Source organism: Bacillus sp. AL-1R, assembly GCF_052180195.1.
Lineage (GTDB): Bacteria > Bacillota > Bacilli > Bacillales > Bacillaceae_G > Gottfriedia.
Genome location: NZ_CP197469.1, coordinates 2,844,488 through 2,865,690, shown reverse-complemented (window position 1 = coordinate 2,865,690; position 21,203 = coordinate 2,844,488). Strand labels below are relative to the sequence as shown.

The window sequence follows — 21,203 nt, the reverse complement described above, 5'->3', positions numbered from 1 at the left end:
CTTAAGGGGCAACCTCTTTATTTTTGTAAAAAAAGTTGAAAGGCAAAAGGAGTTAATCGTACAATTGAAATCCCCATGTTATAATGACTAAATAATTATAAAATTCTGTAATTAACAAGGAGTGGAATTTGTGCTAGTTGAACAAAACGGTTATTACATATCAACTAATAAGGAATTATTAAACCGAGAAGTTATTTATAACTTTTTAGACAAAGATTCATATTGGGCAAATGAAATACCTTATGAGTACATTGATCGATTTATTGAAGGATCTTTCTGTTTTGGTGTTTACAAGGGGAATCCAGAAGAAAGTAAACCAACACAAGTAGGTTTCGCAAGAGTAGTATCAGATGGCGTCACATTTGCTTATTTAGCAGACGTATTTATTCTCCCAAAATATCGTAAACAAGGCTTATCAAAATGGTTAATGGCCCAAATTATGAGTTATGAAAAACTATCAACCGTACGAACATTTTTACTTGGAACAAAAGATGCTCACAACTTATACCGCAAATACGGTTTTGAAGTGATTGATAATAGTAATAACCGATTCATGGCAATATTAAAAGACAATCTTTATCGAGATATGAAAAACAAAAAAAATAGAGACTAGTTAGGCAATCCTATATTTTCCTTATTTAAAATAACTCTAGAATTTCTATAATTGGGTGTTCAAACTCTTTTCCCACATTCTTACCAAACCTTTCGTTCAATGAGAGATCCCTAAACCTAAAACCTTTACAAACAGTAACATTTGTAAGATAATTTACAAATATGTGACATCTTAGAGGAATAGGGGGGATAAGATGTTTAAAAATTTATCGGCTGTGCATCCTGTTGCTTGGAATATTGTGATTGGAACATTATTCGTTCGATTCGCTAGCACAGTAAGTATGCCGTTTTTAGCTATTTATTTAACTTCAGTTAAACAGATTTCACCTGCAATGGTTGGGCTTATGCTAACCGTTTCATCTTTTTTAGGGGTATTTTTCAGCTTTATTGGAGGAACTCTTTCTGACCGTTTAGGAAGGAAAACGATTTTATTATCGAGTATTTTTTTATGGTCTATTACATTAGTTGGTTTTGGACTAGGAAATTCATTTGCCTGGTTTTTCGTATTGAACTCGATCTTAAATATTTGTTCATCATTTTTCGAACCTTCTTCAAGAGCATTACTTTCTGATCTAACTGACGAGAAGTCAAAACTGTTAGTCTTTAATTTGCGGTATGCTGCTATTAATGTTGGGGTTGCAGTAGGCCCTCTAGTTGGATTATATCTAGGAAGTTCCAAAAGCACTTTACCATTTGTGTTATCTGGAATTGTGTACTTTATTTATGGTTTAACATTATTATTTATGTTATCTAAGTATAAAAGTGGAGATGGAAAATCTTCTTCAACAACTAACAAAGTTTCGATGAAGGCGTCGTTTTCAATTTTACGGAAGGATATCATCTTTGCTTTAACGATTCTAACAATTTGTTTTTATGGTCTTGGTTATTCCCAAAGCTTTTCAACAATGTCTCAATATTTTGCGAATGCACCACAGTTTCATAATGGCGTTAAATTGTATGCGTATTTAACAACAATCAATGCAGTAACGGTAGTAATACTTCAATTCCCAATTGTAAGTAGGATGAAGAATTTTTCACCTACTGTATCGATGATGATTGGTAATGTGATTGTCAGTCTAGCTGTTGCTGGATTTGGGTTATTTACTAATTTTTTCTTATTAGCAATTGTTATGATCGTGTTAACTGTAGGAGAAATATTTGCATTTACATTTACAGATGTCTTTGTCGATCAACTAGCTCCTGAAGAATTAAAAGGAACTTATTTTGGGGCAATGGGATTCTCAAAACTTGGTTTCGTATTCGGCCCGGCGCTCGGTGGAAGCTTATTAGCATACTTTGGATACGAAAATGGCGGCCTTGGATTTGTTATAATTAGTGCAATCGCTTTTATCAGTTTTCCAATGATGTTTTTTGTAAATCGACTTTTTCAGAAAAGAAAAGAAGTCAAGGTTGGATCGGATACAAAGTTAACAGTTAATTCTTAAAAGAACGTTTTAAAGGCGTTCTTTTTTTTATGGTACTTCCTTTTAAATATTAACTTTCCATTCATTTCCAGTAACTAATTGTGATACATTTAATGTAAGAATAAAAATAGCGAGGATGGGGAGTTATTTGAATAAATATGGTAGGCTTTCTTTGATGATGGTTGGTATAAGTATAATACTATCTCTTTTTATCGAAGGTCATACAAAACAGCTGGGCATATTTCTTTTCTGTTTCCTAGTTTTATCAATAACAGGGGTAATTTTTGCATTCCTCTCAAAAAAGCTTACAAATATCATTCTTGGCACTGTCTTAAATAGTATATCCTTTGTATTCTTTTTCTTTTTACTAATGGCGTTCGGTATTGGAGAAGCTTAAGTATTAGAGTTTTATCATTTCATACTAAAAAAGTATGCTTTCGTTCATTTCCTCATATATTTGTATAAACAAGCGATATGGAGGGAGAGATATGGACGGACTTCTTTTTGATCAGCTTAAATTATTAAGTTGGGACTGTATCATTTTAGAAGGTGCTAGTGAGCAAGAAGAAGAGCTGATGAAAAATGTATTATCAAAATTACATTCAATCGGATTAAAAAATAAAATTGATGCAAAAGTTTTATTTATTGCAGGAGATGTGGAAAAGATTGATCAGTTTGTCGTAAAAAATCCATTTGTCACTGTTATACGAGTTGTTGAAGAACTAAATGAAGATTATCAATACGCCATATCTACTTTAGCTCATTTACCGAATGTAATCGTAGAGTTAGTGAATGAATAATTAAGGCGTTAAAAGATTAATTGAAATAATTAAACTAGCAGGTTTAAAAGCTTGAATTAATAGCCGCTAAATTGGTAAGATGAGAAAAAGCATGTAAGGAGTAGATGAAATGAATATGAATTTTAATTTTTTTATGAATGATGTTGTCCATACTGCACGTCAAGAAATCGTAGCGGCTGGTTATACAGAGTTAAAAACACCAGAGGAAGTTGAACAAGCGCTTGAAAAGAAAGGCACTACACTTGTAATGGTAAACTCAGTTTGTGGTTGTGCAGGTGGTATTGCTCGCCCAGCAGCAGCACACTCAGTTCACTATGATGCAAGACCTGATCAATTAGTAACTGTGTTTGCAGGGCAAGATAAAGAAGCTACTGCGAAAGCTCGTGAATATTTTACTGGTAAAGCACCATCATCTCCGTCATTTGCACTTTTAAAAGACGGTGAACTTGTTGCGATGGTTGAGCGTCATGAAATAGAAGGTCATGATCCGATGCAAGTTATTCAAAAACTTCAAAATTACTTCGATCAATTTTGTGAAGAAATTTAAATAAAAAGTACAAAAATTTATGGGGGGATTCCATAAATTTTTGTACTTTTTTTATGCATAATATTATTATGTAAACTGTATTTATAATAAAGCGTTTTAATTAATTATTTTGTAAATAAAATAAAAGATAAAAAAGAAAGATAATATTGCTAAAGAGCATGTGAAAATTAATAACAATAATGCATCTTTATATGCTTTTTCGTCATATTTTACTCGAAAAGCAAAGGATTCTAATCGATATTTTTTTAATTTTCGATATTGGTTTAAATCGATAATATTTGAATGATCCACAACACACCTCTCCTTTACAGTACTAATATATTGATTAAATTTTAAAATATTCTAAATAATTAGTAAAGTTATTTTACAAACAAATTAATAGAAAATTATGCCATAATTAATTGAATTTACTAAAATGCTTGAAAGGTAAGTGGGAATTTGTGAAATATACTTTATGCTTTATCAAACGAAATGATGAACTATTAATGTTAAATCGTTTTAACGCCCCTACAATGGGAATTTGGAATGGTGTAGGTGGAAAAATAGAAAAAGGGGAAACAATCGAAAGATCAGTTCAAAGAGAGATTGCAGAAGAAACCGGCATACATATTGAATTGAACGATTTAACTTATAAAGGTAAAGTGACTTGGCACGAAGAAGATGTGGATTTCGGGGGAATGTATGTATTTCTGGCGGAGGTTCCTAGTAGCTTAAAATATGATACACCTTTAAAAACAGAAGAAGGAATTTTAGATTGGAAAAAGATTGATTGGGTAATAGATGAAAAAAATCAAGGGGTAGGAGAATGTATTCCTTATTTTCTTCCTATACTATTAAATAATGATCAGAATCATCACTATTCCTTTTATTATAAGGAGAATACAGTTATTGATGTAGTGATAAAAGAAGAGATTTTGATATAATAAAATAATTTATAAATGAATAATATAAACATTTTTAAAAAAATACCATTTCCACAATGGTATTTTTTTTATGAATAAAAATGTAAGCGCTTAAATTAGGTGGATACGATTGTTTGATAGTGTAAAAATACATTGAGTTGCGAGATTTGTCGAAAATTTTTTGGAATATTGAAAAAGTATAATAACAACGATTTTATTCACCTTAATGAATAAATATATAAATATAATGAATTTTAATAAAAAGATATTTCTTATAATATCCTTGTAAAATTAGGATATATCTAATTTTTTTGTCGAAATACTGAAAAATATAGTTGCATATTTATTAGTATGTGTTAAAATTCATTTTGTAGAATAATTATTCATTTGAAAAAAATAGTTGTTTAATAGAAAACTAAAAATCATAATATAAGTAATAAGTTTGAATTTTTAAAAAATTAGGGGGAAGCATTAATGAAAAAATTAGTCGGAGTTTTAGCTGCATCAGCATTATCAATTGGAATGTTATCTGCTTGTAATAAGTCAGATGATAAAACCTTAATCTTAGGAACAAGTGCGGATTATAAGCCTTATGAATTTATTGACACAAAAAATGATAAAATCGTTGGGTTTGATGTTGATTTAGCTAAAGAGCTTGGTAAAAAAACTGGATACACTATTAAAGTAAAAGATATTGATTTTAACTCATTAATTACTGCGATGAATGCAGATAAGGTAGATTTTATTATGGCAGGTATGAAAAAGACACCTAAGCGTGCGAAAAATGCAGATTTTACTGAACCATATTTTACTGATCAAAATGAAATAGTTGTGAATAAAGATTCAAATATTAAAAGTGTTAAAGATTTAAAAGGAAAAACAATCGGTGTACAAGCTGGTTCAATTCAAGAAACAAAAGCAATTGAAGTTTCTAAAAAAATTGGATTTAAAGTTGAAAACCGTAATCGTATTCCTGAAATGGTGGAAGAATTAAAAGCTGGTAGATTTGATGCAGTTGTGATCGAACAATCTGTAGCAAGTGGCTATTTAAATAAATTACCTGAAATGGAAGGTAAATTAATGCAAGAGTTCTTTGAACAATCTGGTTCAGCAGTAGCGCTTCCTAAAGGTAGTAAATTGACACCTAAATTTGATAAAGCACTAGCTGAATTAAAAGAAGATGGAACTGTTGATAAATTAGTTAAAAAATGGTTCGGTGAATTGAAGTAATTGGTGATTGAGAACATATTTTAATAGTTTAAAAAGATAAAGAAAATGATAAGGTTGTTGCATTCAGGGGAGGAATTATTGATGGAGAGAGATTGGAGTCACTTATTAGAAAAAATGCCTTTACGTCTTGCACCAAGCATGGCAAAGGATCATCCTAACTTACCGGTAGTTAAGGAAGAAGGCTGTTACTACTATGGTGTAGATGGTAAAGAATACTTAGACTTTACATCTGGCATTGCTACTACAAATGTTGGACATCGTCATCCAAAGGTAGTACAAGCAATTAAAGACGGCGCTGATTCTTTAGCTCATGGTCCATCAGGTGTTATTATTTACGAATCGATTTTAAAGTTAGCAGATGAGTTGGCTGAAATTCTTCCTGGTAATTTAGATACTTTCTTTTTTGGTAATAGTGGAACTGAAGCGATTGAAGGGGCGATTAAGCTAGCTAAACATGCTACTAAACGTCCATATATTGTTTCATTTATTGGTTGTTTCCATGGCCGTTCGATGGGAGCATTAAGTGTTACGACTTCAAAAAGTAAGTATCGAAAATTTTTACAACCAACAGGCTCTTATCAAATACCTTATGCAAATGTTTCAGAATGCCCCAAAGGATATGATGAAGAACAATATGTGGTAGAGCAATTAGAAAAAGATTTTAAACGTTTATTTAATCATCAAGTAACTCCAGAAGAAGTAGCTGCAGTTATTGTAGAGCCAGTTCTAGGTGAAGGTGGATATATAGTACCACCGAAAGCTTGGTTAAAGAAAATAAGAGAAATCTGTGATGAAAATAATATTTTACTAATTTTTGATGAAGTTCAAACTGGATTTGGACGTACAGGGGATTGGTTTGCTGCACATACATTTGATGTAACACCAGATATTATGGCAATTGCAAAAGGGATTGCAAATGGTATTCCATTAAGTGCAACTGTAGCTTCAAATGAACTAATGAAACAGTGGCCACTAGGTAGTCATGGAACAACATTTGGAGGAAATCCGATAGCTTGTTCAGCTGCACTGGCTGTTTTAGATATTATTAAAGAAGAAAAGCTTTTAGAAAATACAAAAGAAGTAGGAGCTTACGCAGTAGAAAAACTGAATGCATTAAAAGAAAAGCATCCGGTAATTGGAAGCATTCGCTCTATCGGTTTAATGATCGGTATTGAAATCATTAATCCAGCTACAAAAGAACCAAATGGTGATGGATTATTTAAAATTCTTGATCTTGCTTTGGAAAAAGGTGTTTTATTCTACTTCTGTGGTAACAACAGTGAGGTAATTCGAATGATTCCACCATTAACAGTTACGAAGAGTCAAATCGATGATGGTTTAGCAATCTTAGATGAAGCATTAACAGAATATGAAGAATCCATTGGATATGAATTAGTTGAAACAAAGGGCATTGGTTTCTAAACCAGTGCTCTTTATCTAAATAGGATTTGTCGAAAAAAATTAAATGACAATAGCAAAGGAGTACTACAATATGGATTTAGATTTTTCTCAAATTGTCCCTTCAATACCATATATATTATCCGGATTAAAATTAACATTACTTGTAGTTTTATGTTCAATTATATTAGGTCTAGTATTAGCAATACTACTTGCTCTAATGAAAATTAGTCGTTCAAAATGGCTAGTTTTAATCGCCGATTTTTATACATCAATTTTTCGTGGAACACCGATGGTTTTGCAATTAATGATTATTTATTTTGGTCTACCACAAATAATAGGTGTTGATATTGAGAAGTTTCCAGCAGCAGTTTTAGCTTTTGGTTTAAATTCAGGAGCGTATGTATCAGAAATTATACGTGCAGGTATACTAGCAGTTGATAAAGGTCAGCAGGAAGCTGCTTCTGCACTTGGGATCCCTTATCGTAAAATGATGTCAAAAATCATTTTACCACAAGCATTTAAAAATATTTTACCAGCTTTAATGAACGAATTTATTACATTAACGAAAGAATCTGCAATCGTCACAGTAATTGGTGCATCTGATTTAATGCGTAGAGCATTTTTAGTAGGTGGAGAAACATACTCATTTATGGAACCACTTCTTTTTGTAGGTGCGGTTTATTATATTATCATCATGCTACTATCACTACTCGGTAAATCTGTTGAAAGGAGAATGCGTACAAATGATTAGAATTACTAATTTAAATAAAAGCTTTGGAAATGTGCATGTATTAAAAGGAATAACAACTACAATTGAACAAGGATCTGTGGTTGCAGTGATTGGCCCATCTGGTTCTGGTAAATCAACATTTTTACGTTGTATGAATTTATTAGAAACTCCATCTTCAGGTGAAATTTGGATGGAAGATATTGAAGTCACAAATCCTAAAAGTAATATTATGAAAATTCGTGAGGATGTAGGGATGGTTTTCCAACATTTTCATTTGTTCCCACATATGACGGTTCTAGAAAATATTACGTATGCTCCGATGAATGTAAAAGGTATGAGTAAGGCTAAAGCAGAAGAAAATGCAAAGGCGCTTCTTGAAAAAGTTGGACTTCTTGAAAAAGCAAATGTATATCCTCCTAAACTTTCAGGTGGTCAAAAACAACGTGTAGCAATAGCAAGAGCACTTGCAATGGAACCTAAAGTAATGTTATTTGATGAGCCAACATCAGCATTAGATCCGGAGATGGTAAAAGAAGTACTTGAAGTAATGAAATCATTAGCACATACAGGAATGACAATGGTCATCGTTACACATGAAATGGGTTTTGCAAAGGAAGTTGCGGATCGAATTCTATTCTTAGACGAAGGAAATCTAGTTGAAGATGCAACTCCAATCGAATTATTTACAAGACCTAAAACGAATCGTGCAAAGTTATTCTTAGAGAAAGTTTTATAATTCATAAAAAAATCCCTACTTTTCATCTGAAAAGAGGGTTTTTTTTATGACAAAAAATGCAGTGGTTTACTTAGAAATTGTCTAAATATGTTTTAGGTTTGTAAGTCAGCGGTTGTTTTTTGTATTTCAACTTCAGCACGCATTCAAATTCTACATAAAAAATTTTATTAATTAAAACTTGTTAATTCTTGTCTATCGAAAACATTTATTAAAGCGGATCAAAATGAAATAAAATTAACTTAGTTTCTGAATATTCTTTCATTTTTTTAATTGCAATAATATCTTTATTTTTTCAAGAAATACAAACTTGAAGGGAGAGTATTATGATGGAATTGGACAAAAATTCTAGTACGAGTATAAGTCAGAGCGAATACTCGGAAGTTGCAAAATCTCAAGAGTTTAAACAGTTACTAAGAGCAAAAAGAAAGTTTATTTTACCTATGTCTCTATTCTTTTTTTGTTTTTACATTGCATTACCATTAATGACTTCTTATTCTAAAGCACTTAATACAAAAGCAATTGGGGAAGTAACATGGGCTTGGGTGTTTGCATTCGCCCAATTTGTTATGACATGGGTATTATGTATGATTTACAGTAAGAAAGCTGAATCTTTTGACAAAATGGCAGAAGGGGTATTGAAAAAGTTAAATAAAGGAGGGGAAAAAATTTGAATACGACTGCATTTACATTATTTTTAATAATCGTACTAGGAACGCTAGTTATTACATATTTCGCTTCTAAAAAAACAAAAGATGCGAAAGATTTTTATACAGCAGGCGGTGGATTGACCGGATGGCAAAATGGATTTGCAATTGCAGGTGACTATATGTCAGCAGCATCCTTTTTAGGCATTGCAGGTGCGATTGCTCTTTCTGGATTCGATGGATTTTTCTATAGCATCGGATTTTTAGTTGCATATTTAGTTGTTTTATATTTAGTAGCAGAGCCTTTACGAAATCTAGGAAAATACACTTTGGCAGATATGATTGCAGCGCGATTTGATCAAAGAAAAGTAAGAGGGGTAGCAGCATTAAATACAATGACGATTTCCATCTTTTATATGATTGCACAACTCGTTGGGGCTGGTGCACTAATTAAATTATTACTAGGAATTAATTATACAACTTCTGTTTTAATAGTAGGTGTATTAATGACTGTTTATGTCATATTTGGAGGTATGAGGGCTACTAGTTGGGTTCAAATCGTAAAGGCAATACTTCTTATGCTTGGTACACTCGTTATTTCAATCATCGTATTTGCTAAATTTAATTTCAACATTAATGAAATGTTTAGCCAAATGAGAACGGCAACTCCATTAAAAGACTCGTTTTTAAATCCAGGAGTAAAATACACAAATGGTATAGATACAATTTCACTAAATTTAGCACTTGTACTAGGAACGGCTGGATTACCTCATATACTGGTGCGTTTCTTTACAGTACGTGATGCGAAAACGGCACGAAAATCAGTCGTTTACGCAACTTGGTTAATCGGAGCATTTTATATCATGACGATTTTCCTTGGATTTGGGGCAGCTGCATTTGTTGGAAATTCGGAGATCATAAAAGCAAATCCAGCAGGAAATATGGCGGCGCCACTTTTAGCTGAAGCATTAGGTGGTAACTTTTTATTTGCATTTGTTTCAGCTGTAGCATTTGCTACTATACTTGCGGTAGTAGCAGGACTAGTATTAACTGCCGCATCTGCCTTTGCACATGATTTTTACAATGAAATATTAAAACAAGGAAAAGCAACTGAAAAAGAACAAGTTTCAATGGCAAGATATGCCTCAATTGGAGTTGCTTTAATCTCAATCTTACTTGCAATATTCGCACAAACATTAAATGTTGCCTTTTTAGTATCCTTAGCATTTGCAGTTGCAGCAAGTGCGAACTTACCAGTCATCCTTTATACAATTTATTGGAAACGATTTAATACGACCGGTGCTATTACTGGTATGTTAACTGGATTGATCTCCGCAATCATTTTAGTTGCGATCAGTCCAAATATTTGGAGTCCAATTGAAGGTAAAGCCATCTTTGTTGGAGATCCATTAATAACGTTAACAAATCCAGGGATTATCTCGATTCCTTTAGGATTCATAGCTGCTTATTTAGGTACAATTCTTTCAAGTAAAAAAGAGAATGAAGCGAAATTTGATGAAATTCTCGTTAAGTCTAATACTGGACATGGGGTATCTAGTATTTCTACACATTAATAATTAGAAAAAGAAACTGAAATTTCTCAGTTTCTTTTTATTTACTCATCATTTTGTTTTAATTTTAAAGGTTTGGTAGAGATAATTGTTTCAATGTTTTTGCTGATTAATTTATTATTTTTACGATTTTCAATTCTTGCTTTTGCTATTTCAGCAAGTTCTCGTTCTTCTTCGGTTTCAAGAATGATAGATGGAACAGGTACTGTTTTATTATCTCTCATTCCAACAAATGTTAAAAACGAAGTAGCAGCAACTCGGCGATCGCCTGTAATCAAGTTCTCTGCAATCGCCTTTACGAAAATTACCATAGATGAAGTCCCTGTAACAACTACAAAGGATTCATAAGAGATACAATCCTCTTCCGTGACAGGATGTAGGAAGTCTACATGGTCGATTGAAGCAGTTACACATTTCAATCTCGAATGTTTCGAAGCAGTAATTGAAGCAGTCATATCCATATCAGCAAGAATTTTTCCACCAAATAAAGTTTGGTGATTGTTTAAGTCAGTAGGGAAAACCCGAACAACTAAAGCTGAACGTGATTCATGGCAATATTTTGAACTCATAAATTCACACCTTTTATTAGAATAATGATATTTTTACCAATCTATTTTATATTAAGCGTAATTATGAGATGAAATATTTTTATTAGAGATAAGAGAAAATGGGAACTTTGAACGTAAAGGTTGAAAGAATGCTTAAGCGGAGTTTGATACTGTTGTTTTTATCAATCTTAAACATTTCTTAAGGTAATCCTATTCAATGAATCAAATAGCTCATAAAGTAAAACATAAATAATAGGTGATCTTATGTTTAGAATTGGTTCGAGGATTGTTAAAACGGCTTTAGGTAGTGCGGTTGCCATTTTTATCGCACAATCAGTAGGAGTACATTTTTACGCCTCTGCTGGAATAATAACCATATTATGTATACAAACAACCAAAAAGCGTTCATTAGATACGGCATTGAGAAGGTTTTCTGCATGCGTGCTGATCATCCTTTTTTGTATTTTTTTCTTTCATCTTTTTGGTTTTACGCCTTTAGCGATTGGGTTATTACTACTATTTTTTATTCCAAGTTTAGTAAAACTTAAAATTCAAGAAGGGGTCATTTCTAGTGCAGTTATTATGCTCCATATTTATGGTCTGAAAAAAATGACAGTTCCAATAATAATAGATGAGTTAACTGTCATTGTAATAGGAATTGGAGTAGCTTTGCTTTGTAATTTATATATGCCTAGTTTAGATGATCAAATAAAAAATTATAAAGTACAAATTGATTCTAAGTTTTGTTTTATTTTTGAAAAGATTTCTATTTTTTTAAAAGAACCAGCTAATAAATGTTTTTTGGAAGAATATGATGAAACAGTCAAATTGCTTCAAGAAGCGAAAAGAATTTCTAAATTAGAAATCGATAATCATTATTTTAAATCTTCGAATGATGAAGATTATGAATACTTTTTATTAAGAGAGCGGCAACTTGAAATTATTCGCCGAATTATTGAAACGGTTTGTAACATTAAAGTAAGTAACGAACAATCAACTATCTTATCCAAATTTTTTAATGATTTAAGTTTTTCAATAAATCCGATCATAAGTGGAGCCATCAGTTTATATCAGTTGGAAGAAATCTATCATATGTTTCGTGCAATGCCGCTACCAAAAACATCTGATGATTTCGAAACTAGAGCAGCGGTATTAACAATCATTAATGAAATGGAAAGTTTTTTGATTATGAAATCAAAATCTAAGAGAAAATACGCTAAGTGAAATTAATAAGGAGTTGCTATAATTGTTTAAACTAGTTCTATCACTACTGTTAGTAATTGGTCCTGTTTGGCCACTTGGACAAAATCCAAAGGTAGGAGAACCATTTATTATCATTAACAAAGAAGTAAATAATTTAGCTTATATAGAAGATGGTAAAGTACTAAAGATTTATCGAATTGCTACTGGAAAAACAGCTGATTTAACTCCTGAAGGTATTTTCAACATTACATATAAAGCCAAAAATCCATATTGGCGCAAAAAAAATATTCCAGGAGGGGATCCTAAAAATCCGCTAGGTTCTAGATGGATTGGCTTTGACGCATTAGGTACTGATGGTTCGATTTATGGTATTCATGGAAATAATGACCCTTCAACAATTGGTAAATATATTTCAAATGGTTGTGTAAGAATGTACACAAAAGATGTAAATGAACTTTTTGATAAAATCCCATATGGAACAAAAGTACTAATCACAACATCATCAAGATCATTTGAAAAACTAGCTCGTGAACAAGGTGCAATTAAATAAAAAAGAGGATTCACCATTAAAAACTAAAAGTTCTTGATGATGAATCCTCTTTTTCCTTTTACAACATCGCAGCGATACCCGCAAGTAAAGTAGTAGCAAGCATTGATATTAACATAATGATAACGACTACTTTTTGTGTTTTCTTTCTCATATGAATACCACCTTATACTAAAGAATTACAATTTATTAATGATTGATTAGTTTAATACAATAGTTGTCCTATTTTAGCATAAGTAGGATCATTTTTACAGTCTAAGCCTCTCGTTTAATCACTCCATGCTTTTTTTGTTTTACTTCCTCATAACAGCCTCAAGAGGAACTATACGAGTGTTTTTTTGGATTATACTTCCTCATAACAGCCTCAAGAGGAACTATACGAGTGTTTTTTTGGATTATACTTCCTCATAACAGCATCAAGAGGAACTATACGAGTGTTTTTTTGGAGTATAGTTCCTCATGACAGCATCAAGAGGAACTATACGAGTGTTTTTTTTGATTATAGTTCCTCATGACAGCATCAAGAGGAACTATACGAGTGTTTTTTTGGAGTATAGTTCCTCATGACAGCATCAAGAGGAACTAAAAGAGCTTTTTTTCGTATTTTAGTTCCTCATAAAAGCCTCAAGAGGAACTATACGAGTGTTTTTTTTGATTATAGTTCCTCATGACAGCATCAAGAGGAACTAAAAGAGCTTTTTTTCGTATTTTAGTTCCTCATAACAGCCTCAAGAGGAACTATACGAGTGTTTTTTTTGGATTATAGTTCCTCATGACAGCCTCATGAGGAACTAAAAGAGCTTTTTTTCGTATTTTAGTTCCTCATAAAAGCCTCAAGAGGAACTATACGAGTGTTTTTTTGGATTATAGTTACTCATGACAGCCTCAAGAGGAACTAAAAGAGCTTTTTTTCGTATTTTAGTTCCTCATAAAAGCCTCAAGAGGAACTATACGAGTGTTTTTTTGGATTATAGTTCCTCATGACAGCCTCAAGAGGAACTAAAAGAGCTTTTTTTCGTATTTTAGTTCCTCATAAAAGCCTCAAGAGGAACTATACGAGTGTTTTTTTGGATTATAGTTCCTCATGACAGCCTCAAGAGGAACTAAAAGAGCTTTTTTTCGTATTTTAGTTCCTCATAAAAGCCTCAAGAGGAACTATACGAGTGTTTTTTTGGATTATAGTTCCTCATGACAGCCTCAAGAGGAACTAAAAGAGCTTTTTTTCGTATTTTAGTTCCTCATAACAGCCTCAAGAGGAACTATACGAGTGTTTTTTTGGATTATACTTCCTCATGACAGCCTTAAGAGGAACTAAAAGAGCGATTTTTTGCATTTTACTTCCTCTTGAAATCAATTAGATTAAACGAGATTCATCAGATCCTAACCAATTTATAAGTCTATACTTCAAATAAAAAAAGGGTCTCATAAGCATTTTTAGCTTACGAAACATCCTTTTTTTCCTCACTATATCATTAAAATTTTACTTAACTCCAACTGCATCAAAAGCTTTACTTACTGTAGTTACTTCAGAAGAGCTAGTACCGAAAAGGTCAGAGGCTGCTTTTAAACATGCCGCACGAGCTTGACTGAACGTAGAGGAAGCTGTTAAGTATGTTGTATTTGCACGATAGAAAATTTGAGCTAGCTTAGTATTTCCAATTCCCGTAACAGTCACGCCATAAGCAGTTCCACCTTGAGCAATTAAGTAAGCAGCTTTATTAATAATACCGCTATTTGTATGAACTCCTCCATTGTCAGCAGTTCCAGTGTAACGATTATTATAGTTATCTGGATCTCCAAATTTAGTTGGATCACTCATCGAACGTAGTGCATCACCTGCTATTTTTGGTGTATAAATATCTTCACCAATCAGGTAATCTGGGTTTTTATTATTATAGAACTCTATTATAGTACCAAAAATATCAGAAATTGCTTCGTTTAGTGCACCAGATTCATTTTGATAAATTAAATTTGAGCTAGTTTCTGTAACTGCGTGGGTTAACTCATGTGCTACTACGTCAATCCCACCTGATAAAGGAATAAACGTTGTACCATCACCATCGCCATAAACCATTTGTGAACCATTCCAAAACGCATTGTTGTATTTACGACTATAATGGACACTCGATTTTAGTGCACCGCCTTTATTATCATAGGAATTACGATTAAAAACATTTTTATAATAATCAAATGTTAATCCAGCAAAATAATGTGCATCAACTGCAGCCGCATCATATGTGCTATTTAAAAGGTTATCAGGACTTGTCCAAAGTGTACCAGCAAGACGTTGTCGGTTTGCTGCATCATAAGTGAAAATACCACCTGGGGCTCTAGTATTATCTTGTAAATAATAAGTTGAACCCGATACGGTCATATTTAGTGTTTTTGAATCACCAAGTACGCCAACTCCAGTTCCAGTTGTATTTGTAGTACTTCCTGTACCGCCCGGTTTTCCAGGAGCGCTACTATGTGCTTCATCTAAATTATTATAGCTATTTAATATTTTTCCAGTTGATGCATCAATGAAATAATTAAAGTTTCCAGGTTTTGGAGAAAGGAAGTTTAAGTTTACAAGGTAAGCATAAGTAGCTTCATCACCATTTGTGTAAACGACTAGTTCAGATGTAGGATCTTTTTCATAGGTAGGAGTAAAGCCAAGGTCAGCTTCTGCAATTTTAATTGATTTGTTGGCATTTACTTTCTTTTCGACTTTAAGGCCTTTTTTTGTATCTAGATTAGGAGCTACTGTACCAGAGAAAACTGTTAGAACACCATCATCTCCAACTAATGCCGTTTGAGTAGAGCCCCAAACTGGTACACCATTATATACTTGTTGTAGTCGAAGAGCGGTACCTAACATATCTTTATTGCTAGACTTAATGATGAATGATTCTTCTGAGGATTTCATACCGAGTTTGAATTTATCTTTGTTAGCATTTACATAACCAAATACAATGTCTTTAGGACTTTTTGTTGATGACTTTGTCAGCTGTCCTGAAACAAACTCAGGTGATCCAACAGATTCATTATACTTGTAGCTAGATAACACATTTTTTGGTGCAGCATATGTATTTGTGAAAGAAAAACTATTTGTTGCTAGTCCTAAAGATAACCCAACTGCTAAAACTTTTTTGTTCACTTAAATTCCTCCCCAGTTAACAAATAGTGATAACGAGCTAATATTATCATGTAATTTAGTAGGTTTACAAACTACAAAAAACTGCATTAATTGCACCTTTTTTAAATTAAATTTAATAAATTATGTCTTTTTAACGAGTTTAATTTACAACTCCATTATTAATTAGTCATATTGTTTTAATTAAAAGAGAAAAGTGAGGAGAATGCCTTCGAACTTTTTTTATTGCTTGGAATTCTGGTGCTTAGCTTACATCAATCTAGTTCCGAAATTACGTTTTCATTTTTAGTTCCATCTCATGTAATACGGTTATATAAAGGAACGGTTTTAATCATGTTTGTCCACTTTCTTGAATATTGTTTAAGTAATAGCTTATGTACTGTAGAACTGATTACAGTACATAAAATGTTTCTAAAAAAAGCATTGATTTGAAGGAGAGGGCAAAAAATGTTCACAAATATAGATCATATGGCAATCTGTGTAAAAAACTTAAACGATAGTATTAAAAAGTATGAGAGTGATTTAGGTTTATCATACTCATACCGAGAAATAGTAGATGACCAAGGAGTGGAAGTTGCGCTTTTTAAAACGAATAAAATTAATATTGAATTAATCCAACCCCTTACATCAACGAATCCTGTTCATAAATTTATTGAAAAAAAGGGAGAAGGATTGCACCATATTGCTTTCCAAGTAGATGACATCGAAAAATCACTTTTAGAATTAAAAAAACGCCAATTTAATTTAATCCATCATTCACCTCGTAATGGGAGTGATGGTTCAAAAGTTGCTTTTATACACCCTAAACAATTCGGAGTATTAATCGAAATTGTTCAAAAAAGGGGGGAGTTTAATTGAGCAAGTATGATGATCTTTATAAACTATATGAAAAGAAATCTGAAATAGAGCAAGGTGGTGGCTTTGAACGGATTGAGAAACAACATGAACGTGGAAAGTTTACTGCACGAGAAAGAATAGACATGCTATTAGATGAAGGGAGTTTTGTTGAGTTATTTAGTTTTGTCCAGCATCGATGTTCAGATTTTGGAATGGATGAACAAAATGGTGCTTGCGATGGAGTTGTGACGGGGTACGGAAAAATTAACGATCGAACTGTCTTTGTCTTTTCACAAGATTTCACTGTGTTCGGTGGTGCATTAGGTGAAATGCATGCGAAAAAAATAAGTCAATTAATGGACATGGCAGTACAGTGCAAAGCTCCGATTATTGGATTAAATGACTCAGGCGGTGCGAGAATCCAAGAAGGTGTTCTTTCTCTAGACGGTTATGGACATGTTTTTTATCGGAATACAATTTATTCTGGGGTCGTACCACAAATTTCAGTGATTATGGGGCCATGTGCAGGTGGTGCTGTTTATTCACCGGCAATTACTGATTTCGTGATCATGGTTAATGGAACTAGCCAAATGTTTATTACTGGACCTAAGGTAATCGAAAGTGTTACAGGTGAAAAAATCTCTGCAGAGGATTTAGGTGGAGCTAAAGTCCATAATGAGATAAGTGGAAATGCTCATTTTCAAGCTGAGTCGGAAGAAGAGGCTCTTAAGGTCGTAAGAAATTTAATGGAGTATTTACCGGCACATTGGGAAGAAAAAGCTCCTACTAAAATGAAAACTGAAAAAGATATAGATGAATTAATGGAACTTATTCCAGATGAAAGTAGTCGACCTTATGATGTTAAAAAAATAATCGAAATGATTGTAGATGATGATTCCTTTTTTGAGGTTCAAAAAGATTTTGCTAAAAATTTAGTTGTAGGGTTTGCTAGATTAAATGGTGAAGTAATAGGACTCGTTTGTAATCAACCTAAATTTATGGCTGGAGGATTAGATTTACATTCAGCCGATAAAGGTGCTAGATTTATTCGTTTTTGTGATAGTTTTAATATACCAATCATCACTTTTGTTGATGTGACAGGGTTTTTCCCTGGTGTAAAACAGGAGCATGGAGGTATAATAAGACATGGTGCTAAGCTTTTATATGCGTACTCTGAGGCAACGGTTCCAAAAGTTACAGTCATTACGAGAAAAGCATTTGGTGGAGCATATGTTGCATTAAATAGTAAATCGATTGGTGCAGATTTAGTGTTTGCATGGCCAAACGCTGAAATCGCTGTAATGGGTGCTGCAGGTGCTGTAAATATATTATACGGAAAAGAAATCTCTCAAAGTAATCGACCAGATGAGTTAAGATCAGAATGGATGGATCAATATAAAGAGAAATTTTCTAATCCTTACGTTGCTGCAAAATACGGTTTAGTCGACGATGTAATTGATCCAAGGATGACTAGAAAAAAGCTAATTCAATCATTAGAAGTATTAAAAAACAAAAATGAAAAGCGCCCAGCAAAAAAACATGGTAATATACCTTTGTAGACGTTTTTTTACATATACAATTTGGAGGCATGACACAAATGATTAATGAACAACGTATTGTTGAAGAATTTTTAGAATTAGTACAAGTAGACTCTGAAACTAAGTTTGAAGCTGAAATTGCAAAGGTTTTAAAGAAAAAATTAGAAGCGCTTGGAATGAATGTTTTTGAAGACGACACGATGGGTGTTACAGGTCACGGTGCTGGAAATATTGTTGCTACAATGCCTGCTACTAAAGAAGGCGTAGACGGTATTTTCTTCTCTTGTCATATGGATACAGTAACTCCAGGTAAAGGAATCAAGCCATCAATCAAAGATGGATACATCGTTACTGATGGAACTACAATTCTAGGTGCAGATGATAAAGCGGGTATCGCAGCATTTTTAGAAGCAGTAAAAATCATTAAAGAACAAAATATTGAGCATGGTGAAATCCAATTTATTATTTCGGTTGGTGAAGAATCTGGATTACATGGCGCAAAAGCAATGGATCCAAAATTAATCACTACTAAATTTGGATATGCATTAGATAGTGATGAAGAAGTAGGTAACATTATCGTAGCAGCTCCAACTCAAGCTAAAGTAATTGCAACTATTTATGGTAAAACAGCACATGCTGGTGTTGCACCTGAAAAAGGCGTTTCAGCGATTACAATTGCTTCTAAAGCAATTGCAAGAATGCCACTTGGTCGAATTGACGAAGAAACGACTGCAAATATCGGACGTTTCGAAGGTGGAAGTGCAACAAATATCGTATGCGATCAAGTGAATATTTTAGCTGAAGCTCGCTCATTAATTGGTGAAAAAATGGAAGCTCAAGTAGCTAAAATGAAAGCTGCTTTTGAAGAAGCAGCTACTGAAATGGGTGGACGTGCTGAAGTAGAAGTTCAAATTATGTACCCAGGATTTAAATTTGGAGAAGGAGATCACGTTGTTGAAGTTGCAAAACGTGCAGCAGAAAAAATTGGACGTACTCCTGCATTAAAACAAAGTGGTGGAGGATCTGATGCGAACGTATTCGCAGGTCACGGTTTCCCAATTGTAAACTTAGCAATCGGTTATGAAGAAATCCACACAACAAATGAAAGAATGCCAATTAAAGAGTTAGTAAAAACTGCTGAAATGGTCATTGCAATTGTAGAAGAAGTTGCAAAATAATTAAGTTAAAAAAACGAGACAGTTGTGTCTCGTTTTTTTTATTTATGATGCTGTGCAATTTACCGGTAAGTAGTGGAAACAACCTATCACACGAAATCAATAAATGAATCACTTAGTTAAGAAGTCCCTAACTCTCCCAATTCTAATTTGTAGTTAAACGTTTTCTAAATAGCAAAAAGAATACAATCGCAATCAATAAGGCAGTCGGAAATATGACTAAACTATACTTTGCAAATAAAGATGCCACTTTATCCCATTTTTCACCTAAAATTTTTCCTAATGTGATAAAAGTGAATCCCCAAAGGATCGCTCCAATAAACCCAAATAACGCAAATTTTTTAAAAGAATATTTATTAATGGCAGCAAAATAAGCCGTTAAATGCCTAACTCCAGGAATAAAAAATCCGATTATAAGAATAAATGGCCCAAATTTAGAAAATAAACTTTTTGTCATTTCAATTTTTTTCTCAGTAATATAAACTTTTGGTCCATATTTATTTAGTAAAGGTAACCCAAATTTGTATCCAAGTAAATAGCTTAAAGAAATTCCCAAAATGATTCCAATAATCGCACAAGCTAATGAAGGTAAATAGGATAATCTATCTGCAAATACATTATAACCGATATATGTTAAAAGTATTTCATCAGGTAATGGTAAACCAATAATACCTCCTGTTAATGCTAAAATGATGCCTAAATAACCATAGTGAGTAATAATTAAGTTTAAATGATGAACCATTGATCATACACATCCTCGATTTTTTCCGCGTGAAGTACATAGGCAAAAAATTATTATAAAGATCTTATCATTGTTATAAGCAAGAGTATTTTATAGCATTTTCATTCATATAGCAATTCAAAATTCAAATAATTTGTTATTATTAGAATGATTTAATCTTACTAAGAAAATAAAAGAAATTTAGGTGGGAAAAATGATTAATTATTATGAAATAACCCCAGATTTAGTTAGTAGAAATGAAACAATCATAATGTTTCATGGTTGGGGTTCAACGATTGAATCACAAAAACAACTCGGTAAAGAACTATCTAAATTAGGATTCAAAGTTGTTATTCCCGAAATTAAATACCATGATTCTAGACAAGCTCTAACTAACCATTTTGATCAAAAGATTTTACAGAGATATTTTTGGAAGACGATATTTGAAACAATTGATGAAGAAGATGACATAATCCAACAACTAAATTTACAAAAAGAAAAGTCAATTCTGCTCGGTAGTTCAATGGGCGGTTTTATTGCAAGTGGAATGTTTTTTTCAAATACTAGTTATGCCGGATTAATTAATATTAATGGATCAAGTTCTTATATTTATTCTGAGAAGGATTTTCGTAAAAAGGATAGAAGAGCACCATTAAAAGATAAAGAATTGGAAATGTTTTTAAAATATGACCCTAAATTTACAGGTAGTACAACAAAAAAACCTATTTTATTCTTACATGGTGAATCGGATCTTGTTATTCCAATTGGTGGGCAACTTGATTTTTTAACAACAAATTATAATGCTAAAATAGATTTTCTAAAATATAAGGATGTAAATCATACAATCACAAATCGTATGAAAACCGATCTATTCGATTGGCTTGATAAAAAATTTTAAATA

23 protein-coding genes are annotated in these 21,203 nt (G+C 32.6%); 18 read left to right on the top strand and 5 right to left on the bottom strand.

The features are described 5' to 3' along the window. The first annotated feature begins 130 nt into the window (after positions 1-130). The 5 genes from ACSBO6_RS13685 (at position 131) to ACSBO6_RS13665 (ending at position 3,383) form a co-directional block, all read left to right on the top strand. Positions 131-613, top strand: coding sequence for a GNAT family N-acetyltransferase (locus ACSBO6_RS13685; RefSeq protein ID WP_098844804.1), 483 nt, complete (start codon positions 131-133; stop codon positions 611-613). A 193-nt stretch (positions 614-806) separates the two neighbouring features. Next, positions 807-2,057, top strand: a complete 1,251-nt coding sequence (locus ACSBO6_RS13680; protein ID WP_498843507.1) for an MDR family MFS transporter — start codon at positions 807-809, stop codon at positions 2,055-2,057. Positions 2,058-2,184: 127 nt separating this feature from the next. Further along, positions 2,185-2,433 carry a hypothetical protein gene (locus ACSBO6_RS13675; protein WP_098844799.1) on the top strand — a complete coding sequence of 83 codons (249 nt, stop codon included), beginning with the start codon at positions 2,185-2,187 and terminating at the stop codon, positions 2,431-2,433. A 91-nt stretch (positions 2,434-2,524) separates the two neighbouring features. Then, positions 2,525-2,836: a hypothetical protein gene (locus tag ACSBO6_RS13670; protein WP_098844796.1), complete on the top strand. Its 312-nt coding sequence runs from the start codon at positions 2,525-2,527 to the stop codon at positions 2,834-2,836. A 109-nt stretch (positions 2,837-2,945) separates the two neighbouring features. Next, entirely contained in the window at positions 2,946-3,383 is a 438-nt protein-coding gene (locus tag ACSBO6_RS13665) for a BrxA/BrxB family bacilliredoxin (RefSeq protein ID WP_098844794.1), read from the top strand. Between the two features lie 96 nt (positions 3,384-3,479). Here ACSBO6_RS13665 and ACSBO6_RS13660 read toward each other — a convergent pair whose 3' ends face one another. After that, entirely contained in the window at positions 3,480-3,674 is a 195-nt protein-coding gene (locus ACSBO6_RS13660; RefSeq protein WP_098844792.1) for a hypothetical protein, read from the bottom strand. Positions 3,675-3,823: 149 nt separating this feature from the next. Here ACSBO6_RS13660 and ACSBO6_RS13655 point away from each other — a divergent pair, with 149 nt between their 5' ends. The 7 genes from ACSBO6_RS13655 (at position 3,824) to ACSBO6_RS13625 (ending at position 10,600) form a co-directional block, all read left to right on the top strand. Next, positions 3,824-4,306 carry an NUDIX hydrolase gene (locus ACSBO6_RS13655; RefSeq protein WP_286138252.1) on the top strand — a complete coding sequence of 161 codons (483 nt, stop codon included), beginning with the start codon at positions 3,824-3,826 and terminating at the stop codon, positions 4,304-4,306. A 453-nt stretch (positions 4,307-4,759) separates the two neighbouring features. Continuing rightward, on the top strand, positions 4,760-5,515 hold the full coding sequence (locus ACSBO6_RS13650) for a transporter substrate-binding domain-containing protein (protein ID WP_498843506.1): 756 nt from the start codon (positions 4,760-4,762) through the stop codon (positions 5,513-5,515). 81 nt (positions 5,516-5,596) lie between these two features. Beyond that, positions 5,597-6,937, top strand: a complete 1,341-nt coding sequence (locus ACSBO6_RS13645) for an aspartate aminotransferase family protein (RefSeq protein ID WP_098844788.1) — start codon at positions 5,597-5,599, stop codon at positions 6,935-6,937. A gap of 70 nt (positions 6,938-7,007) precedes the next feature. Further along, positions 7,008-7,667, top strand: coding sequence for an amino acid ABC transporter permease (locus tag ACSBO6_RS13640; RefSeq protein WP_098844785.1), 660 nt, complete (start codon positions 7,008-7,010; stop codon positions 7,665-7,667). Beyond that, positions 7,660-8,382, top strand: coding sequence for an amino acid ABC transporter ATP-binding protein (locus tag ACSBO6_RS13635; RefSeq protein WP_098844783.1), 723 nt, complete (start codon positions 7,660-7,662; stop codon positions 8,380-8,382). Before ACSBO6_RS13640 ends, ACSBO6_RS13635 begins: the two co-directional genes overlap by 8 nt. Before the next feature lie 326 nt (positions 8,383-8,708). After that, on the top strand, positions 8,709-9,053 hold the full coding sequence (locus tag ACSBO6_RS13630; RefSeq protein WP_498843505.1) for a DUF485 domain-containing protein: 345 nt from the start codon (positions 8,709-8,711) through the stop codon (positions 9,051-9,053). Further along, on the top strand, positions 9,050-10,600 hold the full coding sequence (locus ACSBO6_RS13625; RefSeq protein ID WP_098844777.1) for a solute symporter family protein: 1,551 nt from the start codon (positions 9,050-9,052) through the stop codon (positions 10,598-10,600). The genes ACSBO6_RS13630 and ACSBO6_RS13625 overlap by 4 nt, the downstream gene beginning before the upstream one ends. Positions 10,601-10,641: 41 nt before the next feature. Here ACSBO6_RS13625 and ACSBO6_RS13620 read toward each other — a convergent pair whose 3' ends face one another. Next, complete coding sequence (locus ACSBO6_RS13620; RefSeq protein ID WP_098844775.1) at positions 10,642-11,166, bottom strand: acyl-CoA thioesterase; 525 nt, start codon at positions 11,164-11,166, stop codon at positions 10,642-10,644. A gap of 243 nt (positions 11,167-11,409) precedes the next feature. On the opposite strand from ACSBO6_RS13620, the gene ACSBO6_RS13615 reads away from it, so the two are divergent. Both ACSBO6_RS13615 and ACSBO6_RS13610 read left to right on the top strand, forming a co-directional pair. Next, the gene (locus tag ACSBO6_RS13615; RefSeq protein WP_098844772.1) at positions 11,410-12,369 is read left to right on the top strand and encodes an aromatic acid exporter family protein; all 960 of its coding nucleotides are present in this window, start codon (positions 11,410-11,412) and stop codon (positions 12,367-12,369) included. Between the two features lie 22 nt (positions 12,370-12,391). Continuing rightward, the gene (locus tag ACSBO6_RS13610) at positions 12,392-12,898 is read left to right on the top strand and encodes a L,D-transpeptidase (protein WP_098844769.1); all 507 of its coding nucleotides are present in this window, start codon (positions 12,392-12,394) and stop codon (positions 12,896-12,898) included. A 58-nt stretch (positions 12,899-12,956) separates the two neighbouring features. On the opposite strand, the gene prli42 is transcribed toward ACSBO6_RS13610, so the two are convergent. Both prli42 and ACSBO6_RS13600 read right to left on the bottom strand, forming a co-directional pair. Then, entirely contained in the window at positions 12,957-13,049 is a 93-nt protein-coding gene (gene prli42, locus ACSBO6_RS13605; RefSeq protein ID WP_180232822.1) for a stressosome-associated protein Prli42, read from the bottom strand. A gap of 1,326 nt (positions 13,050-14,375) precedes the next feature. Further along, positions 14,376-16,034: a M4 family metallopeptidase gene (locus ACSBO6_RS13600; protein WP_498843504.1), complete on the bottom strand. Its 1,659-nt coding sequence runs from the start codon at positions 16,032-16,034 to the stop codon at positions 14,376-14,378. Between the two features lie 444 nt (positions 16,035-16,478). Here ACSBO6_RS13600 and mce point away from each other — a divergent pair, with 444 nt between their 5' ends. Genes mce through ACSBO6_RS13585 form a run of 3 tightly spaced genes read left to right on the top strand, consistent with a single transcriptional unit; the run spans position 16,479 to position 19,584 of the window. Next, positions 16,479-16,889 (top strand): methylmalonyl-CoA epimerase, encoded by a 411-nt coding sequence (gene mce / locus ACSBO6_RS13595; protein ID WP_098847109.1) that lies wholly within the window; start codon positions 16,479-16,481, stop codon positions 16,887-16,889. Beyond that, positions 16,886-18,427, top strand: a complete 1,542-nt coding sequence (locus ACSBO6_RS13590) for an acyl-CoA carboxylase subunit beta (RefSeq protein ID WP_098847106.1) — start codon at positions 16,886-16,888, stop codon at positions 18,425-18,427. Before mce ends, ACSBO6_RS13590 begins: the two co-directional genes overlap by 4 nt. 38 nt (positions 18,428-18,465) lie before the next feature. Next, positions 18,466-19,584, top strand: coding sequence for a M20/M25/M40 family metallo-hydrolase (locus ACSBO6_RS13585; RefSeq protein ID WP_098847104.1), 1,119 nt, complete (start codon positions 18,466-18,468; stop codon positions 19,582-19,584). A 142-nt stretch (positions 19,585-19,726) separates the two neighbouring features. Here ACSBO6_RS13585 and ACSBO6_RS13580 read toward each other — a convergent pair whose 3' ends face one another. Continuing rightward, a complete protein-coding gene (locus tag ACSBO6_RS13580) occupies positions 19,727-20,323 on the bottom strand; it encodes a DedA family protein (protein WP_098847101.1) in 597 nt (198 codons plus the stop codon). A 193-nt stretch (positions 20,324-20,516) separates the two neighbouring features. On the opposite strand from ACSBO6_RS13580, the gene ACSBO6_RS13575 reads away from it, so the two are divergent. Beyond that, positions 20,517-21,200, top strand: coding sequence for an alpha/beta hydrolase family protein (locus tag ACSBO6_RS13575; RefSeq protein ID WP_498843503.1), 684 nt, complete (start codon positions 20,517-20,519; stop codon positions 21,198-21,200). Positions 21,201-21,203 lie beyond the last annotated feature (3 nt).